Source organism: Sphingomonas chlorellae (genome assembly GCF_056485145.1).
Genome location: NZ_JBQXXM010000001.1, coordinates 754,202 through 777,252 on the forward strand (window position 1 = coordinate 754,202; position 23,051 = coordinate 777,252).

The 23,051-nt window shown below is 70.1% G+C and carries 10 protein-coding genes; 7 read left to right on the forward strand and 3 right to left on the reverse strand.

What is annotated here, in order from left to right; genetic code table 11:
- Nucleotides 1-2 precede the first annotated feature (2 nt).
- Complete coding sequence (locus tag ACT3CF_RS03555) at nt 3-8,258, reverse strand: MBG domain-containing protein (RefSeq protein WP_478420402.1); 8,256 nt, start codon at nt 8,256-8,258, stop codon at nt 3-5.
- Nucleotides 8,259-8,539: 281 nt separating this feature from the next.
- Between ACT3CF_RS03555 and ACT3CF_RS03560 the strand changes: the two genes are divergently transcribed.
- From ACT3CF_RS03560 to ACT3CF_RS03575, 4 genes are all read left to right on the forward strand, one after another.
- Nucleotides 8,540-9,457 carry a hydrogen peroxide-inducible genes activator gene (locus tag ACT3CF_RS03560; RefSeq protein ID WP_478420403.1) on the forward strand — a complete coding sequence of 306 codons (918 nt, stop codon included), beginning with the start codon at nt 8,540-8,542 and terminating at the stop codon, nt 9,455-9,457.
- A gap of 106 nt (nt 9,458-9,563) precedes the next feature.
- The gene (locus ACT3CF_RS03565) at nt 9,564-11,252 is read left to right on the forward strand and encodes an ABC transporter transmembrane domain-containing protein (protein ID WP_478420404.1); all 1,689 of its coding nucleotides are present in this window, start codon (nt 9,564-9,566) and stop codon (nt 11,250-11,252) included.
- Complete coding sequence (locus ACT3CF_RS03570; protein WP_478420406.1) at nt 11,236-12,330, forward strand: efflux RND transporter periplasmic adaptor subunit; 1,095 nt, start codon at nt 11,236-11,238, stop codon at nt 12,328-12,330. The genes ACT3CF_RS03565 and ACT3CF_RS03570 overlap by 17 nt, the downstream gene beginning before the upstream one ends.
- Nucleotides 12,330-13,757, forward strand: coding sequence for a TolC family protein (locus ACT3CF_RS03575; RefSeq protein ID WP_478420408.1), 1,428 nt, complete (start codon nt 12,330-12,332; stop codon nt 13,755-13,757). Before ACT3CF_RS03570 ends, ACT3CF_RS03575 begins: the two co-directional genes overlap by 1 nt.
- Nucleotides 13,758-13,791: 34 nt before the next feature.
- Here the strand turns inward: ACT3CF_RS03575 and ACT3CF_RS03580 are convergent, their stop codons facing one another.
- Nucleotides 13,792-15,336, reverse strand: a complete 1,545-nt coding sequence (locus ACT3CF_RS03580; RefSeq protein ID WP_478420410.1) for an MFS transporter — start codon at nt 15,334-15,336, stop codon at nt 13,792-13,794.
- Nucleotides 15,333-16,361, reverse strand: coding sequence for a LacI family DNA-binding transcriptional regulator (locus tag ACT3CF_RS03585; RefSeq protein ID WP_478420412.1), 1,029 nt, complete (start codon nt 16,359-16,361; stop codon nt 15,333-15,335). The genes ACT3CF_RS03580 and ACT3CF_RS03585 overlap by 4 nt, the downstream gene beginning before the upstream one ends.
- A gap of 277 nt (nt 16,362-16,638) precedes the next feature.
- Between ACT3CF_RS03585 and ACT3CF_RS03590 the strand changes: the two genes are divergently transcribed.
- The 3 genes from ACT3CF_RS03590 to ACT3CF_RS03600 all read left to right on the forward strand — a co-directional run bounded on the left by ACT3CF_RS03590 (nt 16,639) and on the right by ACT3CF_RS03600 (nt 23,039).
- Nucleotides 16,639-19,422, forward strand: a complete 2,784-nt coding sequence (locus ACT3CF_RS03590) for a TonB-dependent receptor (RefSeq protein WP_478421338.1) — start codon at nt 16,639-16,641, stop codon at nt 19,420-19,422.
- 168 nt (nt 19,423-19,590) lie between these two features.
- Nucleotides 19,591-21,423, forward strand: coding sequence for an alpha-amylase family glycosyl hydrolase (locus ACT3CF_RS03595; RefSeq protein ID WP_478420414.1), 1,833 nt, complete (start codon nt 19,591-19,593; stop codon nt 21,421-21,423).
- Nucleotides 21,420-23,039, forward strand: a complete 1,620-nt coding sequence (locus ACT3CF_RS03600) for an alpha-amylase family glycosyl hydrolase (RefSeq protein WP_478420416.1) — start codon at nt 21,420-21,422, stop codon at nt 23,037-23,039. Before ACT3CF_RS03595 ends, ACT3CF_RS03600 begins: the two co-directional genes overlap by 4 nt.
- Nucleotides 23,040-23,051 lie beyond the last annotated feature (12 nt).

The window sequence follows — 23,051 nt, forward strand, 5'->3', positions numbered from 1 at the left end:
GTTCAGAAGCCTGCGGGCATGCGGATGATGCAGCCATAACCGATGCTGCAGCCGGCGGTGGAGGGCAGGCGCGGGCTGGCGCTCGTCGGCACGAGTCCTCCCACGCGCGTCCGGGCGTCGAAGGTGACGACCGGCGGCAGCGGGATGTAGTTCACCACGATCGTCAGCGCCGAGGCGTTGCCGGGCGCCTGAACCTCGGTGAGCCGGTAATTGGCCGAGGCGGTGAGCCCGGTGCCGTTCACCGCATAGGTGCCCGGACCCGAATTGCCGTTGGCACTGGTGAACCAGCGCGCGGTGCCCGACAGCGTGTCGCCGCCGATCAGCCCCGCAACCGCGACCGAGCCGCCGAACACCGGATCGGGCGCGCCGAACAGCCGCGTCGCCGCGTTGGCGGTGTAGGTGACGGTCACGCCGCGCGGCGTGACGGCCAGCGCCGTCGCATTGCCCGCCGCCTGCACGCTGGTGAGCGTGTAGTTGGCCGAGGCACCGAGCCCCGCGCCGGTGACGGCATAGTTGCCGACGTTCGACGCGGCGGTCGCCGCGCTCGTCCATGCGGCGGTGCCGGTGAGCTGGTCGCCGTTGACCAGCCCGACCACGCCGACCGTGCCGCCGAGCGACGGATTGGCGTCGCCATAGATGCGGCTTGCCGCACCCGCCGTGTAGGTGACGGTGAGCGCGCGCGGCGTGACCGCGAGGTTCGACCCGGTGAACTGGACGACGTAATTGGCCGAGGCGGCAAGGCTGCCCAGACCGATCGCATAGGTGCCGACGTTCGACGTCGCGGTCGCCGCCGTGGCGAGCGCGCCGGTGAGCGTGTCGCCGTTGACGAGGCCCATGCCGCCCAGCGTGTAGGTGAGCGCCGGATTGGCGTCGCCATAGACGCGGCTGAGGGCATCGGCGGTGACGGTGATCGCGCGCGGCGTGACCGCGAGGTTCGCCCCGGTGAACTGGACGACGTAATTGGCCGAGGCGGCAAGGCTGCCCAGACCGATCGCATAGGTGCCGACGTTCGACGTCGCGGTCGCCGCCGTGGCGAGCGCGCCGGTGAGCGTGTCGCCGTTGACGAGGCCCATGCCGCCCAGCGTGTAGGTGAGCGCCGGATTGGCGTCGCCATAGACGCGGCTGAGCGCATCGGCGGTGACGGTGATCGCGCGCGGGGTGACGGCAAGCGCGGTGGCATTGCCCGCCGCCTGCACCGCGCGAACGGTGTAGTTGGCCGAGGCGGTGATGCCGTCGCCGGTGACGGCATAGCTGCCGACGCCGCTGGTCGCACCGGCCGCGGTCGACCAGCTTGCGGTGCCGCCGACGCTGTCGCCATAGACCAGCCCGGCGACCGACACGCCGCCCGTCAGCGCCGGGTTGGCGTCGCCGTAGATACGGCTGAGCGCATTGGCGGTGTAGGTGACGATGAGGTCGCGCGGCGTGATCGTCAGGTTCGCGCCGACATAGGTGATCGCATAGTTGGGCGACAGTTCGAGCGTGCCCTGGCCGATCGCATAGCTGCCGACGTCCGGCCGCGCGCCGACCGCCGCCGACAGGCCGCCCGAGAAGGTGTCGCCGTTGACGAGGCCCATCCCGCCCACGCGGTAGGTGAACGGATCGATCCGGTCGCCATAGACTGCGCGGGCGGCATCGGCGGTGACGGTGATCGAACGCGGCGTGACCGTGAACGCCTGGGCGTTGCCCGCAGCCTGTTCGGACTGGAGGACATAGTTGGCCGAGGCGGTGAGCCCGCTGCCGGTGATCGCATAGCTGCCGACCCCGGTGGTGGCGCGCACGTCGCTCGCCCAGACGGCGGTGCCCGAAAGCCGGTCGTTGCCCGCCAGCCCGTCGACGCTGACGCTGCCGGTGAGCAGCGGCACGGCGTCGCCATAGGCGCCGCGGACCGCATCGGCCGTGTAGGTCACGGTGACGACGCGCGGGTCGATCACGAGCCGGGCCGCCGTGTCGGACGCGACCAGGTCATAGCCGAACTGGTCCGAATAGAGCCCGCCGGCATAGGCGATGCCATAGGTGCCCGCATCGGTGCAGTTGCCGCCGTCGCACGTCAGCGCCGCGGTGCCGAACACATGCGTGCTGCCGTCGACCTCGACGCCGTTGACGCGCACCGCATAGCCGCCTTCGAGATGCGACAGCGCGTCATAGGTGACGCGGTTGTCGGTCGCGCCGACGCTGGCGGTGGTCAGGAACGCCTTGAGCAGCGGTGCGGTCTGGCCGTCATAGATGCGCCAGGTGGCCTGGTTGCCGCCGACGCGGTCGATCGACCAGCCGGCGAAGGTGTCGGCGTTGTGGAGCTGGGCCGAGGTGACTCCGACGGCGTTGAAGCTGCCGCCGTTGGTCATGCCGAAGCCGGCCGCCATGCCGGTGGTGTCGGTGGCCCAGAAGCCGTCGATCGTGCCGCCATAGGCACCGACCAGCCCGCCGACCGACCGGCTGTTGGCCGCGGCGTGGACCGCGCCGGTCGCATAGACCCGCGTGGCCGAGACGTTCGCGCTGCCGATCAGCCCGCCGACGCCGTCGATGCCCGTGACCGAGCCGGTGGCGTAGGAGTCCTGAATCTGCCCCGACTGGGCGGCGCCGACCAGCCCGCCGACCGAGAAGCCGCCGGTGATGTCGGCCGACGACCAGGATTCGGAGATCAGGCCGGCGCTGATCGCGGCGAGGCCGCCGGCGATGCCGTCATTGATCCCCAGATTCGGACCGGCGGGCGTGCCGCTTGCCACGATGCGGCCGGTGACGAAGCTGCGTTCGATCGTCGAGCTCGGATCGAGGAAGCCGACGATCCCGGCCGCCGCCGCGACGCCGTGAAAGTTGACGTCGACCAGCCCGAGATTGCTGATGTGGGCATCGAACGTGTTCGAGAACAGCGCCGCCGGGGCAAACCCGTTGCTGGTGATGGCGAGGTTGCGGATCACATGGCCGAGGCCGTTGAAATAGCCCGTATAGACGACCTCGTCGGGCGTCAGCGGGAGGAAGCCCGCGCCGTCGTTCATGGCGCCCGCGCCGCTGGCGTCGATATCGGCGCCGAGCACATAGTTGAGGCCGCCGGAGCCGCCGCCCGGTGCGAACGGCGGGGGCGCCGGCGGCGCTGCGAGGACGGCGTTGCGCACCGCCTGAAGCTGTTCGAGCGTCAGCAGCACGCCATAGGCGCGCGGCGTCGGCTGGAGGTCGGTGCCGAGATAGACCGTGCCGGCGGTGTCGAAGCCGCTATGGCTGAGCAGATAGGGCGTCGTGTTGTTGCCGGCATTGCCCCAGATGCTGGCCGAGAAGCCCATCGGGAGCGCGCGCGCGAGCTGGGCGGTGGTCAGCCCGCCGATGATGTTCGGCGCGCCGATGCCGATGGCCCGGCCGACGCCGGCGGTGGTGATGTTCCAGTAGTTGGTGCCCCAGATCGGTGCGTCGTTGCGACCGATCAGGCCGCCCACCCCGCCGTTGCCGTTGACGCGCCCCATCGCGAAATTCTGGTCGAGCGCGCTTGCGAAATTCGCGCCGATCAGCCCGCCGCCGTCGGTCTGGGTCCAGACGTTGCCGAGCGCATAGGTGTAGTTGACGGTGCCGCGGTTTTCGCCGACGAGTCCGCCGACGCCCGCGCCGCCCGAGACCGTGGCATTGGCATAGCTCTGGTCCACCGACACGATGTTGCGGCCGATGAGCCCGCCGACCGCGTTGTTGCCGTTGACGCTGCCGGTCGCATAGCTGGTGGTGACGCGGCCCTGGTTGTCGCCGACGAGGCCGCCGACGATGTCCCATCCCTGAGTGAGGCCGGTCGCATAGCTGGTGCTCACCACGCCGTTGTTGAGGCCGACGATGCCGCCGGCGGTGTTCCCGTCCGCCAGGACGGTGGCATTGCTGTGCGACGCGGCGACGGTGCCGGCGGCGGCGTTGTCGCCGACCACGCCGCCGATGCCGGTTTGGCCGTGGATGGTGCCGATGACCGAGGCGCCGGTGATCGCGCCGTCGCGCAGATAGCCGGCGATGCCGCCGACATTCACATCGCCGTTGATATAGCCCGAGAAGCTGCTGTCGAGCACCCGGCCGGTGCCGATGTTGCCGACGATGCCGCCGACATTGCCGCGCCCGGTGATGCCGGCGCGGGCCAGGTTGATGTTGCGCACGACGCCGTTGCCGTCGAGCACGCCGATCATGCCGACGCCGTCCGTGCCGCCGCGGTTGATGATGAGGTTCGAGACGGTGAAGCCGAGCCCGTCGAGCACGCCGGTGAACGCCTGGGCGAACGTCCCGATCGGCGTGAAGCCGCGGCCTTCGTCGAGGATGTCGCTGCCGGTCGCGTCGATATTGGCGCCGAGGACATAACGGCCGGTCAGGTCGTTCGAAATGCCCTGGAGCTGATCGCGCGTCAGGATGACGGTGTAGCGCGTCGGCGCGGGGCCGGTGGCGTCGGCCAGATAGACGCTGCCCCCGCCGTGACCGAGCGTGGCGTTCGCGAGCAGATAGGGCGTCGCCTGGCCGTTGGCGGTGCTCCAGCGCTGCATGTCGAAGCCGTCGAGCGGCATGTGGGCGAGATCGGCAGTCGACCTGCCGACGATGCCGTCGCGGACCTCGCCCGTGCCGATCGCGTTGGTCGCGCCCGCGGTGCTGGTGTTCCAGTAGACCCCGGTGATGTTGAGCGCGTCGCCCGTGTTCGCGCCGATCACCGCCCCGACCGTATCGGAACCGGCGGCCGAGCCGTTGGCGATCGCGCGGACGATCCCGCCGCTGTTGAGCCCGACCAGCCCGCCGACGATGCCGGAGCCCCGGACCGCGCCGGTCGCGTAGACGTCGGTGAGGCCGCCGAGCTGGTTGATGCCGACGAGGCCGCCGACCCTGCGGGCGCCTTCGACGTCGCCGGTCGCAAAGGCCTTGCTGATCATGCCGCCGTTGACGCCGACCAGGCCGCCGCTGTTGCCGTTGCCGCCGAGCACCCAGCCGAACGCCGCCGCATTTTCGATATTGCCCAGCGACGTGCCGACGAGGCCGCCGACCGCGCTGTCGCCGCTGATCGTGCCGCTGGCCCAGACGTTCGACAGCAGGCCCGAGTTCGACATGCCGACGAGGCCGCCGACATTTTCGCCCATGCCGGTGACGTTGCCGCTGGCGTCGCTGTTCTGGATGAGGCCGGCATTGCTGCTGACCAGCCCGCCGACGAAGCTGAGGCCGTTGACGTTGCCGCTGGCGTGCGTGTCGGTCATCGAGGCGGTGTTCACGCCCACCACGCCGCCGGCGCCGCCGCCGTTCGACATGACGTCGAGGGCGGAATAGGTGCTGTTGATGACGCCGCCGTTGTTGGCGACCACGCCTGCGGTGAGGCCATAGCCGGTCACCAGGCCGCCGACGACGCGGACGTTGCTGACATAGCCCATGTTCATCACCGCGAGCGCTGCGACATTGTCGCGGCCGGTGATCGAGACGTTGGTGAGCTGAAGATCGCGGACGATCCCGTTGCTGCCGATCAGCGAGAACAGGCCGGTGGGGCTCAGATCGCTGTGGTTGGCGGTGAGGCCGTCGATCCGGTAGCCGAAGCCGTCGAGCGTGCCGCCGAAGCCTCCGACGTCGGACGAACCGATCGAGACGAAGCCGCCGCCGTTGTTCCACGCCGCCGTCGCGCGGGCGTCGATATCCGCGCCGAGGGCGTAATGGGCGCCGAGCGCGCCCTCGATCGCCTGGAGCTGATCGGCGTTGAGGATCACCCGGATCGGGTCGGCGGCATTGTTGATCGCCGTCACGACGCCGCCGAGCGTGCCATAGGTGGCGTTGACGCGGAGATAGGGCGTCGTGCGGTTGCCCGCATTGTCCCAGACCTGCGGATCGAAGGCGGGCGGAAGGGCGTACACCAGATCGTTGTTCGACAGCGCCAGCGCCTCGTCGGGGCCGAAGCCGACGCCGGCATTGATGCCCGACCGATCAGCGTTCCAATAGTTGAGGCCGAGCACCGAGCCGTCATGGCGGCCGATCACCGCGCCGACGCTGGCGGCGTTCACCGCGAGGACCGTGCCCGAGAAATAATTCTGGTCGAGGACCGCACCCAGGTCGGCCTGGCCGACGAGGCCGCCGATCGCTTCGCCGCGGACCGGGTTGAGCGTGCCGATCGTCGCGGTCGAATAGCTGGTGTAGATCCGGCCGTTGGCGAGCATCTGGCCGGACAGGCCGCCGACCAGGGTGTCGCCCAGCACCGTCCCGCTGCTGAACGCGCGCTGGATGACGCCGCTGTTCATGCCCGCGATACCGCCGACCGCGAACGGTGCGGCGATCCGGCCGGTCGAATAGACCGCGTCGAGCAGCGGCTGGTCGTTGCCGTTGCCGAGGATACCGACGATGCCGCCCGTGCCGTAGTTGCCCGTGGTCTTGACGTCGTTGGTCGAATAGCTGCGCTCGATGCTGCCGGCGTTCATCTGGCCGACAAGGCCGCCCGCGCTGTCGCTCTGCGAATCGACCAGGCCGCTGGCGTGCGAGTCGCTGATCCGGCCGCTGATGAGGGAGCCGACCAGCCCGCCGCTCGTGTCGCCGGTGCCGCGCACGACGCCGTCGAACCAGACGTTGGTGATTTCCGAAGATTCGACCTTGCCCGCGATGCCGCCGACGCTGTTCCCGCCTTCGACGCGGCCGTTGACGATGCCGAGATTGCGGACCGAGGCGTTGAGAAGGCTCCCGAACAGGCCGACCTCGCTGTCCCCGGGGTGCACGACGCTGAGGTTGCTGATCGTGTGGCCGAGGCCGTCGAACTGGCCCCACAGGATGATCGGCGCGAAGCCGCCCCCGGCCCAGTTGACGGTGTCGCTGGCGTCGATGTCGGCGCCGAGCACGAAATGGCCGGTCCCGTACCCCTGGATGCCCTGAAGGTCGGTGCCGTTGTCCGAGCCGGCGGCACCCAGCCGGGTGACGACGGTCCAGGAGACGAGGTCGCCGTCGCGGCCGTAGCGCGTCGAGAAGTTCTGCCCCTCGGGCAGCGTGACCTTGGCGCCGCGGCCGATCGTATAGGTGCCGTCATTGCTGCCTACCGGACCCGACTGGCCATAGGCCAGCGCGAGCTTGCCCGCGCTGGTCGAGATGTCGGCGTTGATCGCGATGCTGTGCCACGCGTTGAGCGTGAGCCGTGCGCCCGTCGACCAGTCGATCGCGCCGTTGACGAGGATGTCGCCCACGCCGTTCGGGTTGACCGTGCCGGGGCCGGCCGCGCCGGTGTCGAGCGTCTGCAGCGTGACGTCGGTATTGCCGTTGAGCGCGTCGCTGATCGCCGTCGCGGCGTCGGTGTCGACGATGAGGTCGGCCGGATCGAGCAGCCAGTGGCCGCCCGCGGCCTGGACGCGCGCGCCCGCGAGGTCGAGCACGCGGCCCGAGGTTTCGATGAAGCCGCCGGCGCCCGTAAGGTCGCGCGCGGTGATCGTGCCCGCCACCCTGGTGGTGCCCGCCTCGCTGACGAGCCAGACCTTGCCCTGGCCGACGCGCACGCCGCTGGCGTTGATCGCGCCGCCATTGTTGCCGGCGAGCGCGTAGATGTTGCCCGCCTGCGCGCGCAGCTCGGCGCTCGCCGCGGCGATCAGGCCCTTGTTGGTGACGCTGGCGGTCGCGTCGCCATAGAGCACGCTGACCAGTTCGCCCGCGCCGTTCGCGGTGTCGCGCAGCAGCACATGGCTGCCCGCGGCGAAGCCGGCGGTGCCGTTGGCGGCATTGACGGTGCCTTCGTTCACGACCGTCACGCCGTACATCATCACATTGCCGCCGAGCGCGCCGACGCGGCCCAGATTGACGATGCTCGCGCGCGAATTGCCCGCAAAGTGGAGGTCGCCGCCCTTCATGAAATCGGCATCGGCGACGTCGAGCGTCGAGGCGACGAAGGTGCCGCCGGTGTTGATGACGCCCGTCTTGCCGACGACGATGCCGTTGGCGTTGATGAGGTAGACCGAGCCCGACCCGCTGACATTGCCGTCGATGCGCGAGACCTGGGTGCCGGTGACGCGGTTGAGCGTCGCGCCCGAGCCGTTTTCGAAGCGGACATTGCCGCCCTGGCCGACCGAGAAGTCGTTCCAGTTGATGATCGCGCGATCCGAGGTCTGCTGAATCGTCGTGGTGGTGCCGCTGGTGCCGATCGAGGCGCTGCCGGCGACGACGTTGCCGCCCGAGGGGAGCGCAGGCGCCGATTGCGCCAGCGCGCGCGCAGGCATTGTCAGCCCGCCGAGCATCGTTGCGCACAGCAGCGCGCGATGCAGGCGTGCACGACGACGCGTCGCCCCCGCCACGGGAGCCTGCCCAGTTCCGACCATTATTGAGATTCCCCTCTAGATTCGATGCCGCCAACGACACGAAGCGCCAGAAACGCGGCGCCGTTCCGCCTTCGAAACGGAATTGGTCTATACCTAGGTCGGCCGGTTTAGAAAGAGGTTAACGCGACGAAATCGAATGGCGTCGAGACGGAACGCGCGGGGCGAAGCGCGGCTGTCGCGCCGCGTCGCGGGAAATCCGCCGGAAATGCGCGAGTCGGCGGCGGCGCGCCGGTGACGACCGGGTTCCGATCGTTGCGCCGCCGGGCTAAAGCCGTCGCGTCATGCAGCCGACGCTTCGCCAGCTCCGCTATCTGGTCGCCCTGGCCGAACAGGGCAGCTTCACGCGCGGCGCCGCCGCCGCGGGCGTGTCGCAGCCGAGCTTTTCGCAGCAGATCCAGCAGGTCGAGGCGCTGCTGGGCGGACGGCTGGTCGAACGCGGGGGCAAGGCGATCCTGACCCCGCTGGGACGCGACGCCGTCGCCGCGGCGCGGCGCGTGCTGGCCGAGGCCGACGCCTTTTGCGCACTGGCCGACCGGCGCGACGATGCGCTGGTGGGGACGATCCGGCTGGGCGCTTCGCCGACGCTCGGCCCCTATCTGTTGCCGCAGGTGGTGGCGCGGCTCCATTCGGCGAGCCCGTCGTTGCGCGTCCATGTCCGCGAGGGCTTGCCCGACGCGCTGGTCGAGCGGTTGGGCGAGGGGACGCACGACGTGATCCTGGTGCAGATGCCCGCCGGGGGCGCGGGCACGCCGGTGCATGTCGAGCGGCTGTTCCGCGACCCCTTGCTGGTGGCGATGGCCGCCGACGACCCGCTGCGCACGCGCGACACGATCAGCACCGACGACCTGGCCGGGCGCGGGCTGCTGACGTTGCAGCCGCAATACCGGATGAGCGACCAGGTCGCCGCGCTCGCCGCGCAGGCGGGGGCGCATGTGCTGCGCGATTATGAGGGCACGAGCCTGGACGCGATCCGGCAGATGGCGGGGATGGGCATGGGGCTGGCGCTGCTCCCCCAGCTTTACGTCCGCCAGGAAATCCGCGGCGACGGTGTCGACGACGTGATCGTCCGCCCCTTTGCCGGCGGGCGGCATTATCGCGAGATCGGGCTGGCGTGGCGCGCCGGGGCGGGGCGGGCGCCCGCATTCCTGGCGCTGGCGGCGCTGCTGCGCGAGGCGGCGGCGGCCGCGGGGGCGGCGTGACGCGGCGCGTTATAGGAAAATCCTATTGATCTTATAGTCCGGCCTCGGTTGTTCCGATGGCGATACGTCCGCACCTTGCGCGCCTGAACGGCCAAGGAGGTGCAGAATGGCGGAGGGCGGCCCGGGAATCCGGGCATTGCGGGGGTGGATCGCACGGGTACTGGCGCCCGATGCGCGGTTCGTGCGGCTGGCGGTCGTCTATGGCGTGGCGATTTCGCTGCTGTCGCTGGCGACGCCGATTTCGGTGCAGTTGCTCATCAATTCGGTGGCGAACACCGCGTTGCCCGCGCCGCTGTTCACGCTGTCGGCGGTGCTGTTCGTGCTGTTGCTGGTCGCGGGGGTGCTCGCGGCATTCCGCATCCACCTGCTCGCGCTGTTCGAGCGGCGGCTGTTCGCGCGGATCGTCGCCGAGATCACGGTGCGCGCGGTCCATGCGCAGAACCCCTTTTTCGGCGACGCGCGGCGCGGCGACCTGTTCAACCGCTATTTCGACCTGGCGACGGTGCAGAAGGCGCTGTCGAGCCTGTTGATCGGCGGGTTCACGATCGTGCTGCAGGGCGCGGTGGGGCTGGTGGTGACGAGTTTCTATCACCCGTTCTTCCTGGCGTTCAACGCGGTGCTGGTGCTGGTGCTGTTCGCGATCTGGCAATTGTGGGCGCCGGGGGCGATCCGCACCGCCGTCGCCAAGAGCCACGCCAAGCACGCCGCCGCGCACTGGCTGGAGAGCGTGGGCGGATCGAACGGCTTTTACCAGTCGCACCGCCATCTGGATTACGCGATGGACCGGTCCGAGGCGATGACCGCGGCCTATGTCGGCGCGCATCGGCGCCATTTCCGCTATACCTTTGCCCAGACGCTGTGCCTGTTGCTGACCTATGCGCTGGCGAGCGCGGCGCTGCTCGCGATGGGCGGATGGCTGATCCTGCAGGGGCAGCTTTCGATGGGGCAGCTCGTCGCGGCCGAACTGATCCTGTCGGGCGTCTTTTACGGCATCGCGCAGCTCGGCCCCTATCTGGAGGCGCTGTACGACCTGGCGGCGGGGCTGGAGGAGCTGTCGCTGTTCTGGGACATCCCGCAGCAGGACGCGCGCCGCACCGGCGAGGGGCCGGGCGACGGCGCGATCCGGTTGCAGAACGTCGTGCTGGGCGGCCACCGGTTCGAGCTGGAGGTCGCGAGCGGCGAGCAACTGGCGGTGGCGGGCGCGCCCGATGCCGAACATGCGCTGACGCTGCTGCTCAAGCGCCACGCCGCGCCCGAGCGCGGGCTGGTGCTGGTGGGCGGGCGCGACATCGCCAGCCTGGACATGTACCGGCTGCGCGCCGACGTGATGGTGCTCAACCGTCCGGGCTTTGTCGAGATGTCGGTGCGCGACTATCTGACGCTTGCCGCGTCGGGCGAGACCGGGCGGATGATCGCGGTGCTGGAGACGGTGGGGTTGGCGCCGCGGATCGCCGCGCTGCCGGGCGGGCTCGACACGGTGGTGGCGAGCCCCGGCTGGCCGTTTTCGGTGGGCGAGCTGATGGCGCTGAAGCTGGCGGCGGCGTTGCTCGCGCGGCCGCGCGTGCTGGTTTTGTCGCCGCTGTTCGACCTGTTGCCGCCGGCGCGGATCGACGCCGCGCTGGCCGCGCTGCGCGCGAGCGGGACGACGGTGCTCCAGTTCACGCGGCGGCCGGGCGGGATGGTGCGCGACGGCTATCTGTGGCTGGCGGGCGACGGGCAGCGGCGCTGTGCCGACGAGGCCGAGCTGAGCGCGCGGGCGCATGACGCGGGAGGTGCGCATGTCCTTGCCGCCTGAAGCCGGCGCGCGCGAGACGCTGCGCCCCGAACATGCCGCGCATTTCCGCACGCTGGCCGCGCTGCGCCCGCCGCGCACCACGCGCGTGGTCGCATGGATGATCGGCATCGGCATCGCGCTGGTCGCGACGCTGCTGTACGTCGTGCCGTGGGTGCAGACCTCGCCCGGCACGGGGCAGGTCGTCGCGCTCGATCCCGAGGACCGGGTGCAGGGCGTCACCGCGCTCGTCCCCGGCCGCGTCGAGCACTGGTATGTCCGCGACGGCGACCGCGTGAAGCGCGGCGACCCGATCGCACGGATCGTCGACAACGACCCCAACCTGCTCGCCCGGCTGGCCGCCGAGCGCGCGCAGGTGGCGGCCGAGATCGCCGCGGCACAGCAGGCGATGGCGGTGGCGCAGATCGATGTCGGCCGGTCGCGCCAGCTCTTGGCCGACGGGCTGGTCGCGCGGCGCGATTACGAGGCGGCGCAGATCAAGGTCGCCGACCATCGCGCCAAGCTGGCCGAGGCGCGCGCGAAGCTGAGCCGCGTCGACGTGACGCTCAACCGCCAGTCGGCGCAGCTGGTGCGCGCGCCGCGCGACGGGCGCATCCAGTCGATCAACGGCGCGGCGGGCGCGACGCTGGTGAGCGCGGGCGACGTGCTGGCGACGCTGGCCCCCGAGGCGCCGGTGCGCGTCGTCGAGCTGATGATCGACGGGCGCGACGTGGCGCTGGTGCGCCCCGGCCAGCCGGTGCGGCTGGCGTTCGAGGGCTGGCCCGCGGTGCAGTTCAGCGGATGGCCGTCGGTGGCGCAGGGCATGTTCGACGCGCGGGTGCGCTCGATCGACCCGTCGGCGCAGGCGAACGGGCTGTTCCGCGTGCTCGTCGAGCCGATGCCGGGCCGCGCGGGCTGGCCGGGCGCGCAGTCGGTGCGGCTGGGCGCCAAGGTGCGCGGCTGGATCCAGATGGAGACGGTGACGCTCGGCTATGAGCTGTGGCGCCAGCTCAACGACTTCCCGCTCGAGTTCCGCCGCCCCGCCGACGAGGGCGCCAAGGACAAGCCGATCGTCACGATCAAGGCGAAGGGAGGCAAGTGATGCGGCGGATCATCCGGCGGCTGCGCGAGGCCGTGCGCGCGGCGATGGTGGTGATGGGGGCGGTGATGGCGGCGGTCGCGAGCCCCGCGGCGGCCCAGCCGCTGACGCTCGACGAGGTGCTGCGCGCATCGGCGGCGCAGGCGCCCGCGATCCTGGAGGCGATGGCGCGCGAGGGCCAGGCGGCGGGGCGGCGGCTTTCGGCCGACGGCGCGTTCGACCTGGTGTTCGAGGGCGAGGCGCAGTCGCGCCTGCTCGGCAGCTATGGCGGCAGCTATGCCGAGGCGCGCGCCGTCCGGCCGCTGGCGGGCAATGGCGGGTCGGCGCATCTGGGCTATCGCGTCTCGCGCGGGGCGTTCCCGGTCTATGAGGACAAGGCCTATACCAACCGGCTCGGCGAGCTGCGCGCGGGCGCGGTGCTGGCGCTGATGCGCGACCGGCTGGTCGACGAGCGGCGCACGCGGATCGGGCTGGCCGAGGGCGACGTGGCGCTGGCGCGGCTGGAGCGCGAGATGGTGGCGATCGGCGTGCAGCGGCGCGCGATCGACGCCTATCAGGCATGGGTCGCGGCGGGGATGCGCGTCGCGGTCTATCGCGACCTCTACCGGCTGGCGAGCGCGCGGCAGGCGTCGATCGAGCGGCAGGTGAGGCTGGGCGCGCGCCCGTCGATCCTGGCGACCGAGAACCGGCAGAACATGGTCCGGCGCCAGGCGATGCTGGTGCGCGCCGAACAGGAACTGGCGGCGGCGGCGAACGGGCTGTCGCTTTACCTGCGCGACGCCGCGGGCGCCCCGGTGGTGCCCGCCGCCGAGCGGCTGCCCGCGGGCTTTCCGGCGCTGCGCCCGCCCGCGGTGCCGGCCGAGGCGCGCGCGATCGGCCGCCCCGAACTGACGAGCGTGCTGGTGCGGCTCGACCAGGCGGCGGTACGGCGCGCACAGGCCGAGAACGAGCTGCTGCCGCGGCTCGACCTGCGCATCGAGGCGGCGAAGGACCTGGGCGAGGCGGGGCTGGGCGGGGCGAAGCGCACGCCGGCCGAAGCCTATGTCGGGCTGAAGCTGTCGCTGCCGTTCGAGCGGCGCCAGGCGCGCGGCCGGATCGCCGAGGCGCGTGCCGAGGCCGACGCGCTGCGGCTGCGCCAGCGGGCGATCGAGGAGCAGATCCGCGTCGAGCTCGACGCGCTGGCGATCCAGGTCGAGGCGACCGACCGGCTGGCGACGCTGGCGCGCGAGGAGCGCGGGCTCGCCGAGCGCATGGCCGAGGCCGAGCGGCGGCGGTTCGAGCTGGGCGCGAGCGACTTCATGGTCGTCAACCTGCGCGAGGAGGCCGCGGCCGATGCCGGGCTGCGGCTGCTCGACGCCGAACACCGCCGGTCGGCGGCGCGCGCCGAGCTGGTGGCGGCGACGGTCGACCGCGCCCAGCTTGGGCTGTGACCCGGGGCGCGGCCGCCGTCCCGCCCCCCCGCCGTCAGCGGGCGGCGGCGGGGCGAGGCGTGGCGACGCGGAGCATGGCGAGGGCGGCGACGAGCAGCGTCGCGGCGGCGAAGGCCATCGTCCAGATCGGTTCGTCGGGGAACCAGCGCTTCATGATCGATCCCATCACCGTCGCGACGAGCAATTGCGGGATGACGACGAAGGCGTTGAACAGCCCCATATAGATGCCGAGCTTGGCCTGGGGCAGGCTGGAGGCGAGGATCGCATAGGGAAGCGCGAGGATCGACGCCCAGGCGATGCCGATCCCCACCTCGCTGAGCACCAGCCAGTCGGGGTCGCGGATCACGAAGAAGCCGGCAAACCCCGCCGCGCCGGCGAGCAGCCCGAGCACATGCGTGCGTGCCGCGCCGATCCGCGCCGAGAGCAGCGGGATGAGCGTGAGCGCCGCGACCGCCGCGACGCCGTTATAGACCGCGAAGAGCAGGTCGACCTTGTTCGCGCCCTGCTGGAACAGCGGGCCGTGCGTGTCGGGCGCGCCGTAGAAATGATGCGCGACGATCGGCGTGGTGTTGATCCACATGATGAACAGCGCCGACCAGCTGAAGAACTGGACGAGCGCGAGGCGCTTCATCAGCGGCGGCATGCCGGCGAAGTCGCCGACGATGCTGGCGAGCATCCCCGGCGCATGCCCCCGGCGCGCGCGCGCGACGGCCCAGAGCCGGAGCAGGCCGTAGCCGGCGAGCAGGCCGCCGAGCAGATAGACCTCCTTTTCGAGACGGAGCGGCGCGACCGCGACGAGCACCGCGACGCCGCCCGCAAGCCAGCCAAGGCCGGGCGCCTGGCTGCGCGCGGCGAGTGCGGCGGCGGCGTCGGGCGCGACGACCGCTGCGGCGGCCGGGTCCGCGCCGTCGGCATCGGCGCCGTCGGCGAAGCGCGCCATTTCGTCGGGCGCATATTCGCGCGTCGACACCACCGTCCACAGCACCGACAGGAACAGCGCCGCGCCGCCGAACCAGAAGGCGATGCGCACCGTGTCGGGAATCCCGCCGGCGGGCGCGGTGTTGGCAACGCCCAGATGTTCGAGCAGCCAGGGGAAGATCGAACCGATCACCGCACCCGCGCCGATGAACGCGGTCTGCACCGCATAGCCGGCGCTGTGCTGATCCTTGCGCAGCATGTCGCCGACAAAGGCGCGGAACGGCTCCATCGAAACGTTGAGCGACGCATCGAGCAGCCACAGCATCCCGGCCGCGACGATCAGCCCGGGCGCGAGCGGCATCGCGAACAGCGCGAGCGCCGCGAGGATCGCACCCGCGAGGAAATAGGGCCGCCGCCGGCCGAGCCGCCCCAGCCAGGTCCGGTCGCTGAGATGGCCGATCACCGGCTGGACGAGCAGCCCGGTGAGCGGCGCGGCGATCCACAGCGCGGGCAGGTTGTCGAGTTCGGTGCCGAGCGACTGGAAGATCCGGCTCATGTTCGCGTTCTGGAGCGCGAAGCCGATCTGGATGCCGAAAAACCCGAACGAGATGTTCCACAGCCCGGCGAGCGACTGGCGCGGCTTTTCCGCTCCTGCCGTCATGCGCCGCACGACCCGCGCACGACGAGGCGCGTGGGGAGCAGCGACGGCCCCACCGGCCGCTCGCGGATCCGCGCGATCAGCGTTTCGACGAGCGTGCGCCCGGCGAGCCGCGCGTCCTGCATGACGGTGGTGAGCGGAGGGCTGGCGAGCCCGGCGGCGGGAATATCGTCGAAACCGATCACGGCAACATCCTCCGGTATGCGTTTGCCCGCGGCCTGGAGCGCGCGCATCGCGCCGATCGCGATCAGGTCGCTGGCCGCCAGAATGGCATCGAAGCGTTCGCCCGAGGCGAGCAGCGCGCGCGCGGCGGCGGCGCCCGATTCCTCGGTGGTGATCGCGTCGAACTGAAGCGCGGCGCGCGTCGGCAGCCCCGCCGCGGCGAGCGCGGCGAGATGGCCGCGATAGCGATCGTGGAACTCGGGATAATGGCTGGACGCCGTACCCAGAAATGCAATTTCGCGGCGCCCGAGCATGAGCAGGTGCCGCGTCGCCTCGCCGCCGCCGCCGCGATTGTCGCAGCCGATCGTCAGCCCGGCGCCCTCGCACTGGACCGAGCCCCAGCGGACGAAATGCGTGCCGGCGTCCTGAAGCGCCTTCAGCCGTGCCCGATAGAGCTCGTAATCGCCATAGCCGAGCAGGATCAGGCCATCGGCCTTGCGCGCATCCTCGTAATCGGTGTGCCAGTCGCTCGACAGTTGCTGGAAACTGATGAGCAGGTCGTGGTCATGTTCGGCGCAGGCGCGGATGATCGAGCCGAGCATCGACTGAAAGAAGGGGTTGATGAGCGAATCGTCGGGGGTCGGATCTTCGAAGATGAGCAGCGCCAGCGTCTGCGAATGGCGTGCGCGCAGGTTCGATGCGGCCTTGTCGACGCGATAGTTCAACTGGCGCGCGATCGCCTCGATCCGCATCCGCGTCGCCGGGTTGACGCCCGCCTCGCCGCGCAGCGCGCGCGAGACGGTGGGCTGCGAAACGCCCGCCAGTTGCGCGATGTCGAACGACGTCGGCTTGCGCTGAACGCCCATGGCACCTCCTCCCCGCGTACGGTCGCTGTCCAACCGGATCGCATATTATGCATGCGGGCAGAGCGACAGCGCGGTCAATCACGGGGTGGTGCAGAAATGCCGCATCGGCCGCGGATCGGCCCTGAATACGTATGTGGCGCGCTGGCGAACATACCCCGTTTTGCAAGATTGAGGGTGCCACCGCGCATCCCGGGCTGCCCGACCCGCAGCCGGGGGCGATTGCAACCGGCCGACGACGAGCCGGGACGAACAGAAAGCACAAGGGAGAGACCAGTTGCTGAGCACCTTCCGCGGCCGTCGTGCCGCCCGCATCGCCTTCGGCACCAGCGCCGCGATTGCCGCGCTCTGCGCCGCCGCCGTTCCGGCCCACGCCCAGACTCAGACCCAGACCGCCAGCCCCGCGCCCGCGCAGGATGACGCCCAGGGCGACGCCATCGTCGTCACGGGTTTCCGCGCCAGCCTGGAAAATGCGGTGGCCGAGAAGCTCAAGCGCGACCAGGTCGTCGAATCGATCTCGTCCGAGGACATCGGCAAGCTGCCCGACGCGTCGATCGCGGAATCGATCGCGCGGCTGCCCGGCCTGACCTCGCAGCGGCTGTCGGGCCGTTCGAACGTGATCTCGATCCGCGGCTTTGCCCCCGATTTCTCGACCACGCTGCTCAACGGCCGCGAGCAGACCTCGACCGGCGACAACCGCGCGGTCGAATATGACCAGTATCCGTCGGAAGTCGTCAACCAGGTGCTGGTGTACAAGACGCCGATGGCGAGCCTGGTCGGGCAGGGGCTGTCGGGCACGGTCAACCTCAACACGATCCGCCCGCTGGAATATGGCAAGCGCGTCTTTTCGGTGGGCGCGCGCGGCACCTATGCCGATCTGGGCAAGCTCAACGCCGGGTCGAAGGAATTCGGCTATCGCGTCAACGGCACCTATGTCGACCAGTTCATGAACGACACGCTGGGCGTTGCGCTGGCCGCCAGCTATGTCGACGAGCCGTACCAGATCCAGGAATTCAACGCCTGGGGCTATGCCGGCGTGCCGCAGGGCGCGGTGATCGGCGGCGCCAAGTCGTTCAACACCTCGACCACGCTCAAGCGGCTGGGGTTGCAGGGCACGCTGGAATGGCGGCCGGCGCCCGAGTTCACGACGACGTTCGACGCCTTTTATTCGGACTTCAAGGACGACCAGATCAAGCGCGGGCTCGAGCTGCCGCTGGCCTGGGGCGGCGCGACGCTGAGCAACGCGACCGTCACCGACGGGTTCGTCAATGCCGGGACGTTCAGCGGCGTGAAGGGCGTGCTGCGCAACGACGCCTTCCAGCGCCACGCCAAGCTCTATTCGTTCGGCTGGAACGGCAAGTACCAGGGCGATGACGGCTGGAGCGCGTTCCTGGACGTCAGCTATTCGCGGACCGACCGCAACGAGCTGACGCTCGAAAGCTATTCGGGCACGGGCCGCGGCCCGGCGGGCGCCACCGACACGATCGGTTTCAGCAGCACCGGCAGCGGCACGGCGTTCAAGCCGTCGCTCAACTATGGCGACTTCGCCACGATCGTGCTGACCTCGCCCCAGGGCTGGGGCGGCGACCAGACCGCGGTCAACGGCACGCGGATCGTCGGCGGGCAGGACGGCTATTACAATAACCGCAAGGTTCGCGACGAGCTGTGGCAGTTCCGCACCGAGATCGCCAAGGAGATCGACAGCGCCTGGCTGCAGAGCGTGCAGTTCGGGCTCAACTATACCAATCGCGGCAAGTCGCTGACCCCCGACGAGGCGTTCCTGGGGCTGGTGGCGAACACCAACGGCACGACGAGCCTGCCGGTGCCGGCGCAGTTCCGGCTGGGGACGACCAATATCGGCTATAGCGGGCTGGGCCCGGTGATCAGCTATGACCCGGTCGCGCTGCTCAACGCCGGCGTCTACCAGCGCGTGCCGAACCCCTATGGCGACGTCGTCGTCAAGGCGTATGACGTGCGCGAGAAGCTGATGACCGCCTATGTCCAGGGCAACATCAAGTCGCAGATCGGCGCGTCGGAGCTGACCGGCAATTTCGGCGTGCAGTTCGTCAACACCGACCAGAATTCGAACGGCGCGAGCGCGGTCTATCTGGGCCAGAACGCCAACGGATCGCCCAATATCGGCGGCATCCCGCGGCGCGAGAGCGTCAACTATATCGACGTGCTGCCCAGCCTGAACCTGTCGCTGCGTTTCCCGAGCAACCTTGTCGTCCGGTTCGCGGCGGCGCGCGAGACGATCCGGCCCAAGCTCGACGACATGAAGGCGTCGACCAGCTATGGCTATACCTATATCGTCCAGAACGGCACGAGCTATGCCCGCGTCGACGGATCGTCGGGCAACCCGTATCTGCGGCCGTGGCGCGCCAATGCGGTCGACCTGACGTTCGAACGCTATTTCGGGCGGCGCGGCTATCTGGCGGCGCAGTTCTATTACAAGGACCTCAAGAGCTACGTCTACAACGCCACCGATCCGTATGATTTCAGCGCGTTTCCGGTGCCGCCGGTGTCGGGCGGGCAGATCGTCAACTATAACGGCCTGCTGACGCACCCGATCAACGGCAAGGGCGGCGAGCTGTACGGCGTCGAGCTGGCGGGCACGCTGCCGTTCGAGGTGCTGACCAAGGCGCTGGACGGCTTTGGCGTGACCGGCGGCGTTTCCTATACCAAGACCAAGATCAAGCCGACGCCGACCGACCCGACCGACGCGCTGCCCGGCTATTCGAAGTGGGTGGCGAACGGCACCGCCTATTTCGAGAAATGGGGTTTCTCGGCGCGCGGCAGCATTCGCTATCGCTCGACCTTCATCGGCGACGTGTCGGCGTTCGGCGCGGTGCCGGCGCGGCGGCGGGCGCTGCCGGAAACGATCGTCGATGCGCAGATCGGCTATGACTTCCAGGGCGGGCTGCGCGGGCTGTCGCTGTTCCTGCAGGGGCAGAACCTGACCGACGAGCCGTTCGTCACGATCGAGCCGAACCAGCCGAACCACGTCATCGATTACCAGCGTTACGGACGCCGGTTCCTGGCGGGCGCGACGTTCAAGTTCTGACGATGCGCGCGGGCGGGTGCGGACCGGGTGCAGACCGGTCGCCGCATCCGCCCCGCCGATCCCGGGCGCGGCCCGGGCGCGCATCGCCGTGCGGGGAGTGTCGTTGCGTGGCTTCGCACGCGAGCTTCCGGCGGGAATGAACGCTGTGCGAAGGGGAGTTCACATCGCATGATTCGTCGATCCACCCTGGCCCTGCTCGCTGCGGCGGCGGGCATGTCGTTGTCGCTGACGGCCCCTGCGGGCGCGCAGCCGGGCGCCGGCGACTTTCGGGCGCGGCTGCCCGAGGACGAGGTGCTGTATTTCCTTCTCCCCGACCGGTTCGACAATGCCGACCCCGCGAACGACCGCGGCGGCATGACCGGCGACCGGCTGCGGACCGGGTTCGACCCGACCGCGAAGGGGTTTTACCATGGCGGCGACCTGAAGGGCGTGATCCGCCGGCTCGATTATATCGAGGCGCTGGGCGCCACCGCGATCTGGGTCGGGCCGATCTTTCGCAACAAGCCCGTGCAGGGCGCGCCGGGACAGGAGTCGGCGGGCTATCACGGCTATTGGATCACCGATTTCGAGAATGTCGACCCGCATTTCGGGACCAACGCCGATTTCAAGGCGCTGGTCGATGCGGCGCATGCGCGCGGCATCAAGGTGTATATGGACATCATCGTCAACCACACCGCCGACGTGATCCAGTATCGCGAATGCGGCGGGGCGAGCGAATGTCCGTATCGCAGCCGCGCCGATTATCCCTATTCGCGCAAGGGCGGGGTGAACGGCGCCCCGATCAATCCGGGCTTTGCCGGCGACGCGGTGCAAAGCGCCGACAATTTCGCGCGGCTGACCGACCCCGGCTATGCCTATACCCCGTTCGTGCCCGCGGCCGAGCGCGACGTGAAGCGGCCCGCCTGGCTGAACGACCCGGTCTACTACCACAATCGCGGCAACTCGACCTTTGCCGGCGAAAGCTCGACGATGGGCGATTTCGTCGGGCTCGACGACCTGATGACCGAAAACCCGCGCGTCGTGGCGGGGATGATCGACATTTTCGGCGGCTGGATCGACCGGTTCGGGATCGACGGGTTCCGCATCGACACGGCGCGGCACGTCAATCCCGAATTCTGGCAGGCGTTCATCCCCGCGATGCGCGCCCGCGCGGCGGCAAAGGGCATCCCCAATTTCCACATCTTTGGCGAGGTGGCCGATCCCGATCCGGCGGCGCTGGCGCAGCACACCCGCGTCGACGGCTTTCCGGCTGTGCTCGATTTCGGGTTTGCGGCTGCCATCAACGATGTCATCGCGGGCAAGGCGGGGACCGACCGGCTCGCCAAGCTGTTCGCGGCCGACGCGCTGTACGAGGGCGGGGCGGCGACGGCGCGCCGGTTGCCGACCTTTATCAGCAACCATGACGCAGGCCGCGCGGCGATGATGGTGCGCCAGGCCAACCCGCTGGCGAGCAACGACGAGCAGTTGCGCCGCGTCGCGCTGGGGCAGGCGATGCTGCTGCTGCTGCGGGGTGTGCCGACGCTCTATTCGGGCGACGAGCAGGGCTTTGTCGGCGACGGCGGCGACCAGGACGCGCGCGAGGACATGTTCCCGAGCAAGGTCGCGGTTTACAACGACAATATCCTGCTGGGCACGCGCCGCACCACCGCCGACGGCAGCTTCGATCCCGGCCATCCGCTGTTCCGCGAGATCGCGACGCTGGCGCGGCTGCGCCGGTCGCACGCGGCGCTGACGCGCGGGGCACAGATCGTCCGCGCGGCCGGCGACAAGCCGGGGCTGTTCGCCGTGTCGCGCTTCGATCCGGCAAGCGGCGACGAATATCTGATCGCGTTCAACAGCGCGTCCGCGCCGATCACCGCCCATATCCAGGTCGAGACCCGATCGACCGGCTTTGCCGCGCTGGCGGGTGCCTGCCCCGCCGCGGCGGCAGCGCCGGGCAGCCTGACGCTCACCATCCCCGCCTTCGGCTATGCCGTGTGCCGGGCCGGAACCGCACGATGAACCAGATGACCCCCAGTCCCGCCCCGATCACGACCCGGTCCCGCCCGTGGTGGAAGGGGGCGGTGATCTATCAGATCTATCCGCGCAGCTTTGCCGATGCGAACGGCGACGGGGTGGGCGACCTGGCCGGCATTACCGCGCATCTCGACCATATCGCCGGGCTGGGCGTCGATGCAGTGTGGATATCGCCCTTCTTCCGGTCGCCGATGCGCGATTTCGGTTACGACATCAGCGACTTCTGCGACGTCGACCCGGTGTTCGGCACGCTCGCCGATTTCGATGCGCTGGTCGCGCGCGCGCATGCGCTGGGGCTGAAGGTGCTGATCGACCAGGTCTATTCGCACAGTTCGGACCAGCACCCCTGGTTCCAGGAGAGCCGCACCAGCCGCACCAACGCGCGCGCCGACTGGTATGTCTGGGCCGATGCCAGGCCCGACGGCAGCCCGCCGAACAACTGGCAGTCGGTGTTCGGCGGACCGGCATGGACCTGGGACGCGCGGCGCGGCCAATATTATCTGCACAATTTCCTGCGCGAGCAGCCCGACCTCAACTTCCACAATCCGGAAGTGCAGGAAGCGACGCTGGCCACCGCGCGCTTCTGGTTCGAGCGCGGCGTCGACGGGTTCCGGCTCGACGCGATCAACTTCACGATGCACGACCCCGAACTGCGCGACAATCCGCCCGCGCCCGACAACGGCCAGCCGCGCACGCGCCCGTTCGATTTCCAGCAGCACGTCTACAACCAGAGCCACGCGGCGATCCCGCAGTTCCTGGAGCGGCTGCGCGCGCTCGCCGATGCATGCGGCGGTCGTTTCCTGGTCGCCGAGGTCGGCGGCCCGACGCCCGAGCCCGAGATGCACGCCTTCACGCGCGGCGAGACGCGGCTGAACAGCGCCTATGGCTTCAACTTCCTCTATGCCGACCGGCTGACGCCCGCGCTGGTCCGCGACGCGGTGCAGGGCTGGCCCGAGGATGCCGGCATCGGCTGGCCGAGCTGGGCATTCGAGAACCACGATGCGCCGCGCGCGCTGTCGCGCTGGGTCGCGCCGGCCGACCGCGCCGCCTTTGCGCGGATGAAGATGCTGTTGCTGCTGACGCTGCGCGGCAACGCGATCCTTTATTATGGCGAGGAACTGGGGCTCACCCAGGTCGAGATTCCGTTCGAGCGGCTGCAGGACCCGGAGGCGATCGCCAACTGGCCGCTGACGCTGAGCCGCGACGGCGCGCGCACGCCGATGCCGTGGCAGGGCGATGCGCCAGCAGCGGGTTTCAGCCGCGGCGAGCCCTGGCTGCCGCTGGGCGCCGACCATGCCGCGCTGGCGGTCGATCGCCAGACGGCCGATCCCGACTCGCTGCTCGCCTGGACGCGGCGGCTGATCGCGCTGCGCCATGCGCACCCGGCGCTGACGGCGGGATCGATGCGGGTACTCGTCGCCGAGGGCGACCTGCTCGTCTTTGCGCGTTCGGGCGAGGGCGAGACGCTGCGTTGCGCGTTCAACCTGGGTATGACACCGCTGCCAACGCCCGCCGCGCTGGCGGGCGGACGCGTGGTCGAGGCGGTGAACGGCGCGGACATGGCGGGGCTGCCGCCCTATGCCGCGCTGATCGTCGCCTGACGCTGCACCTTC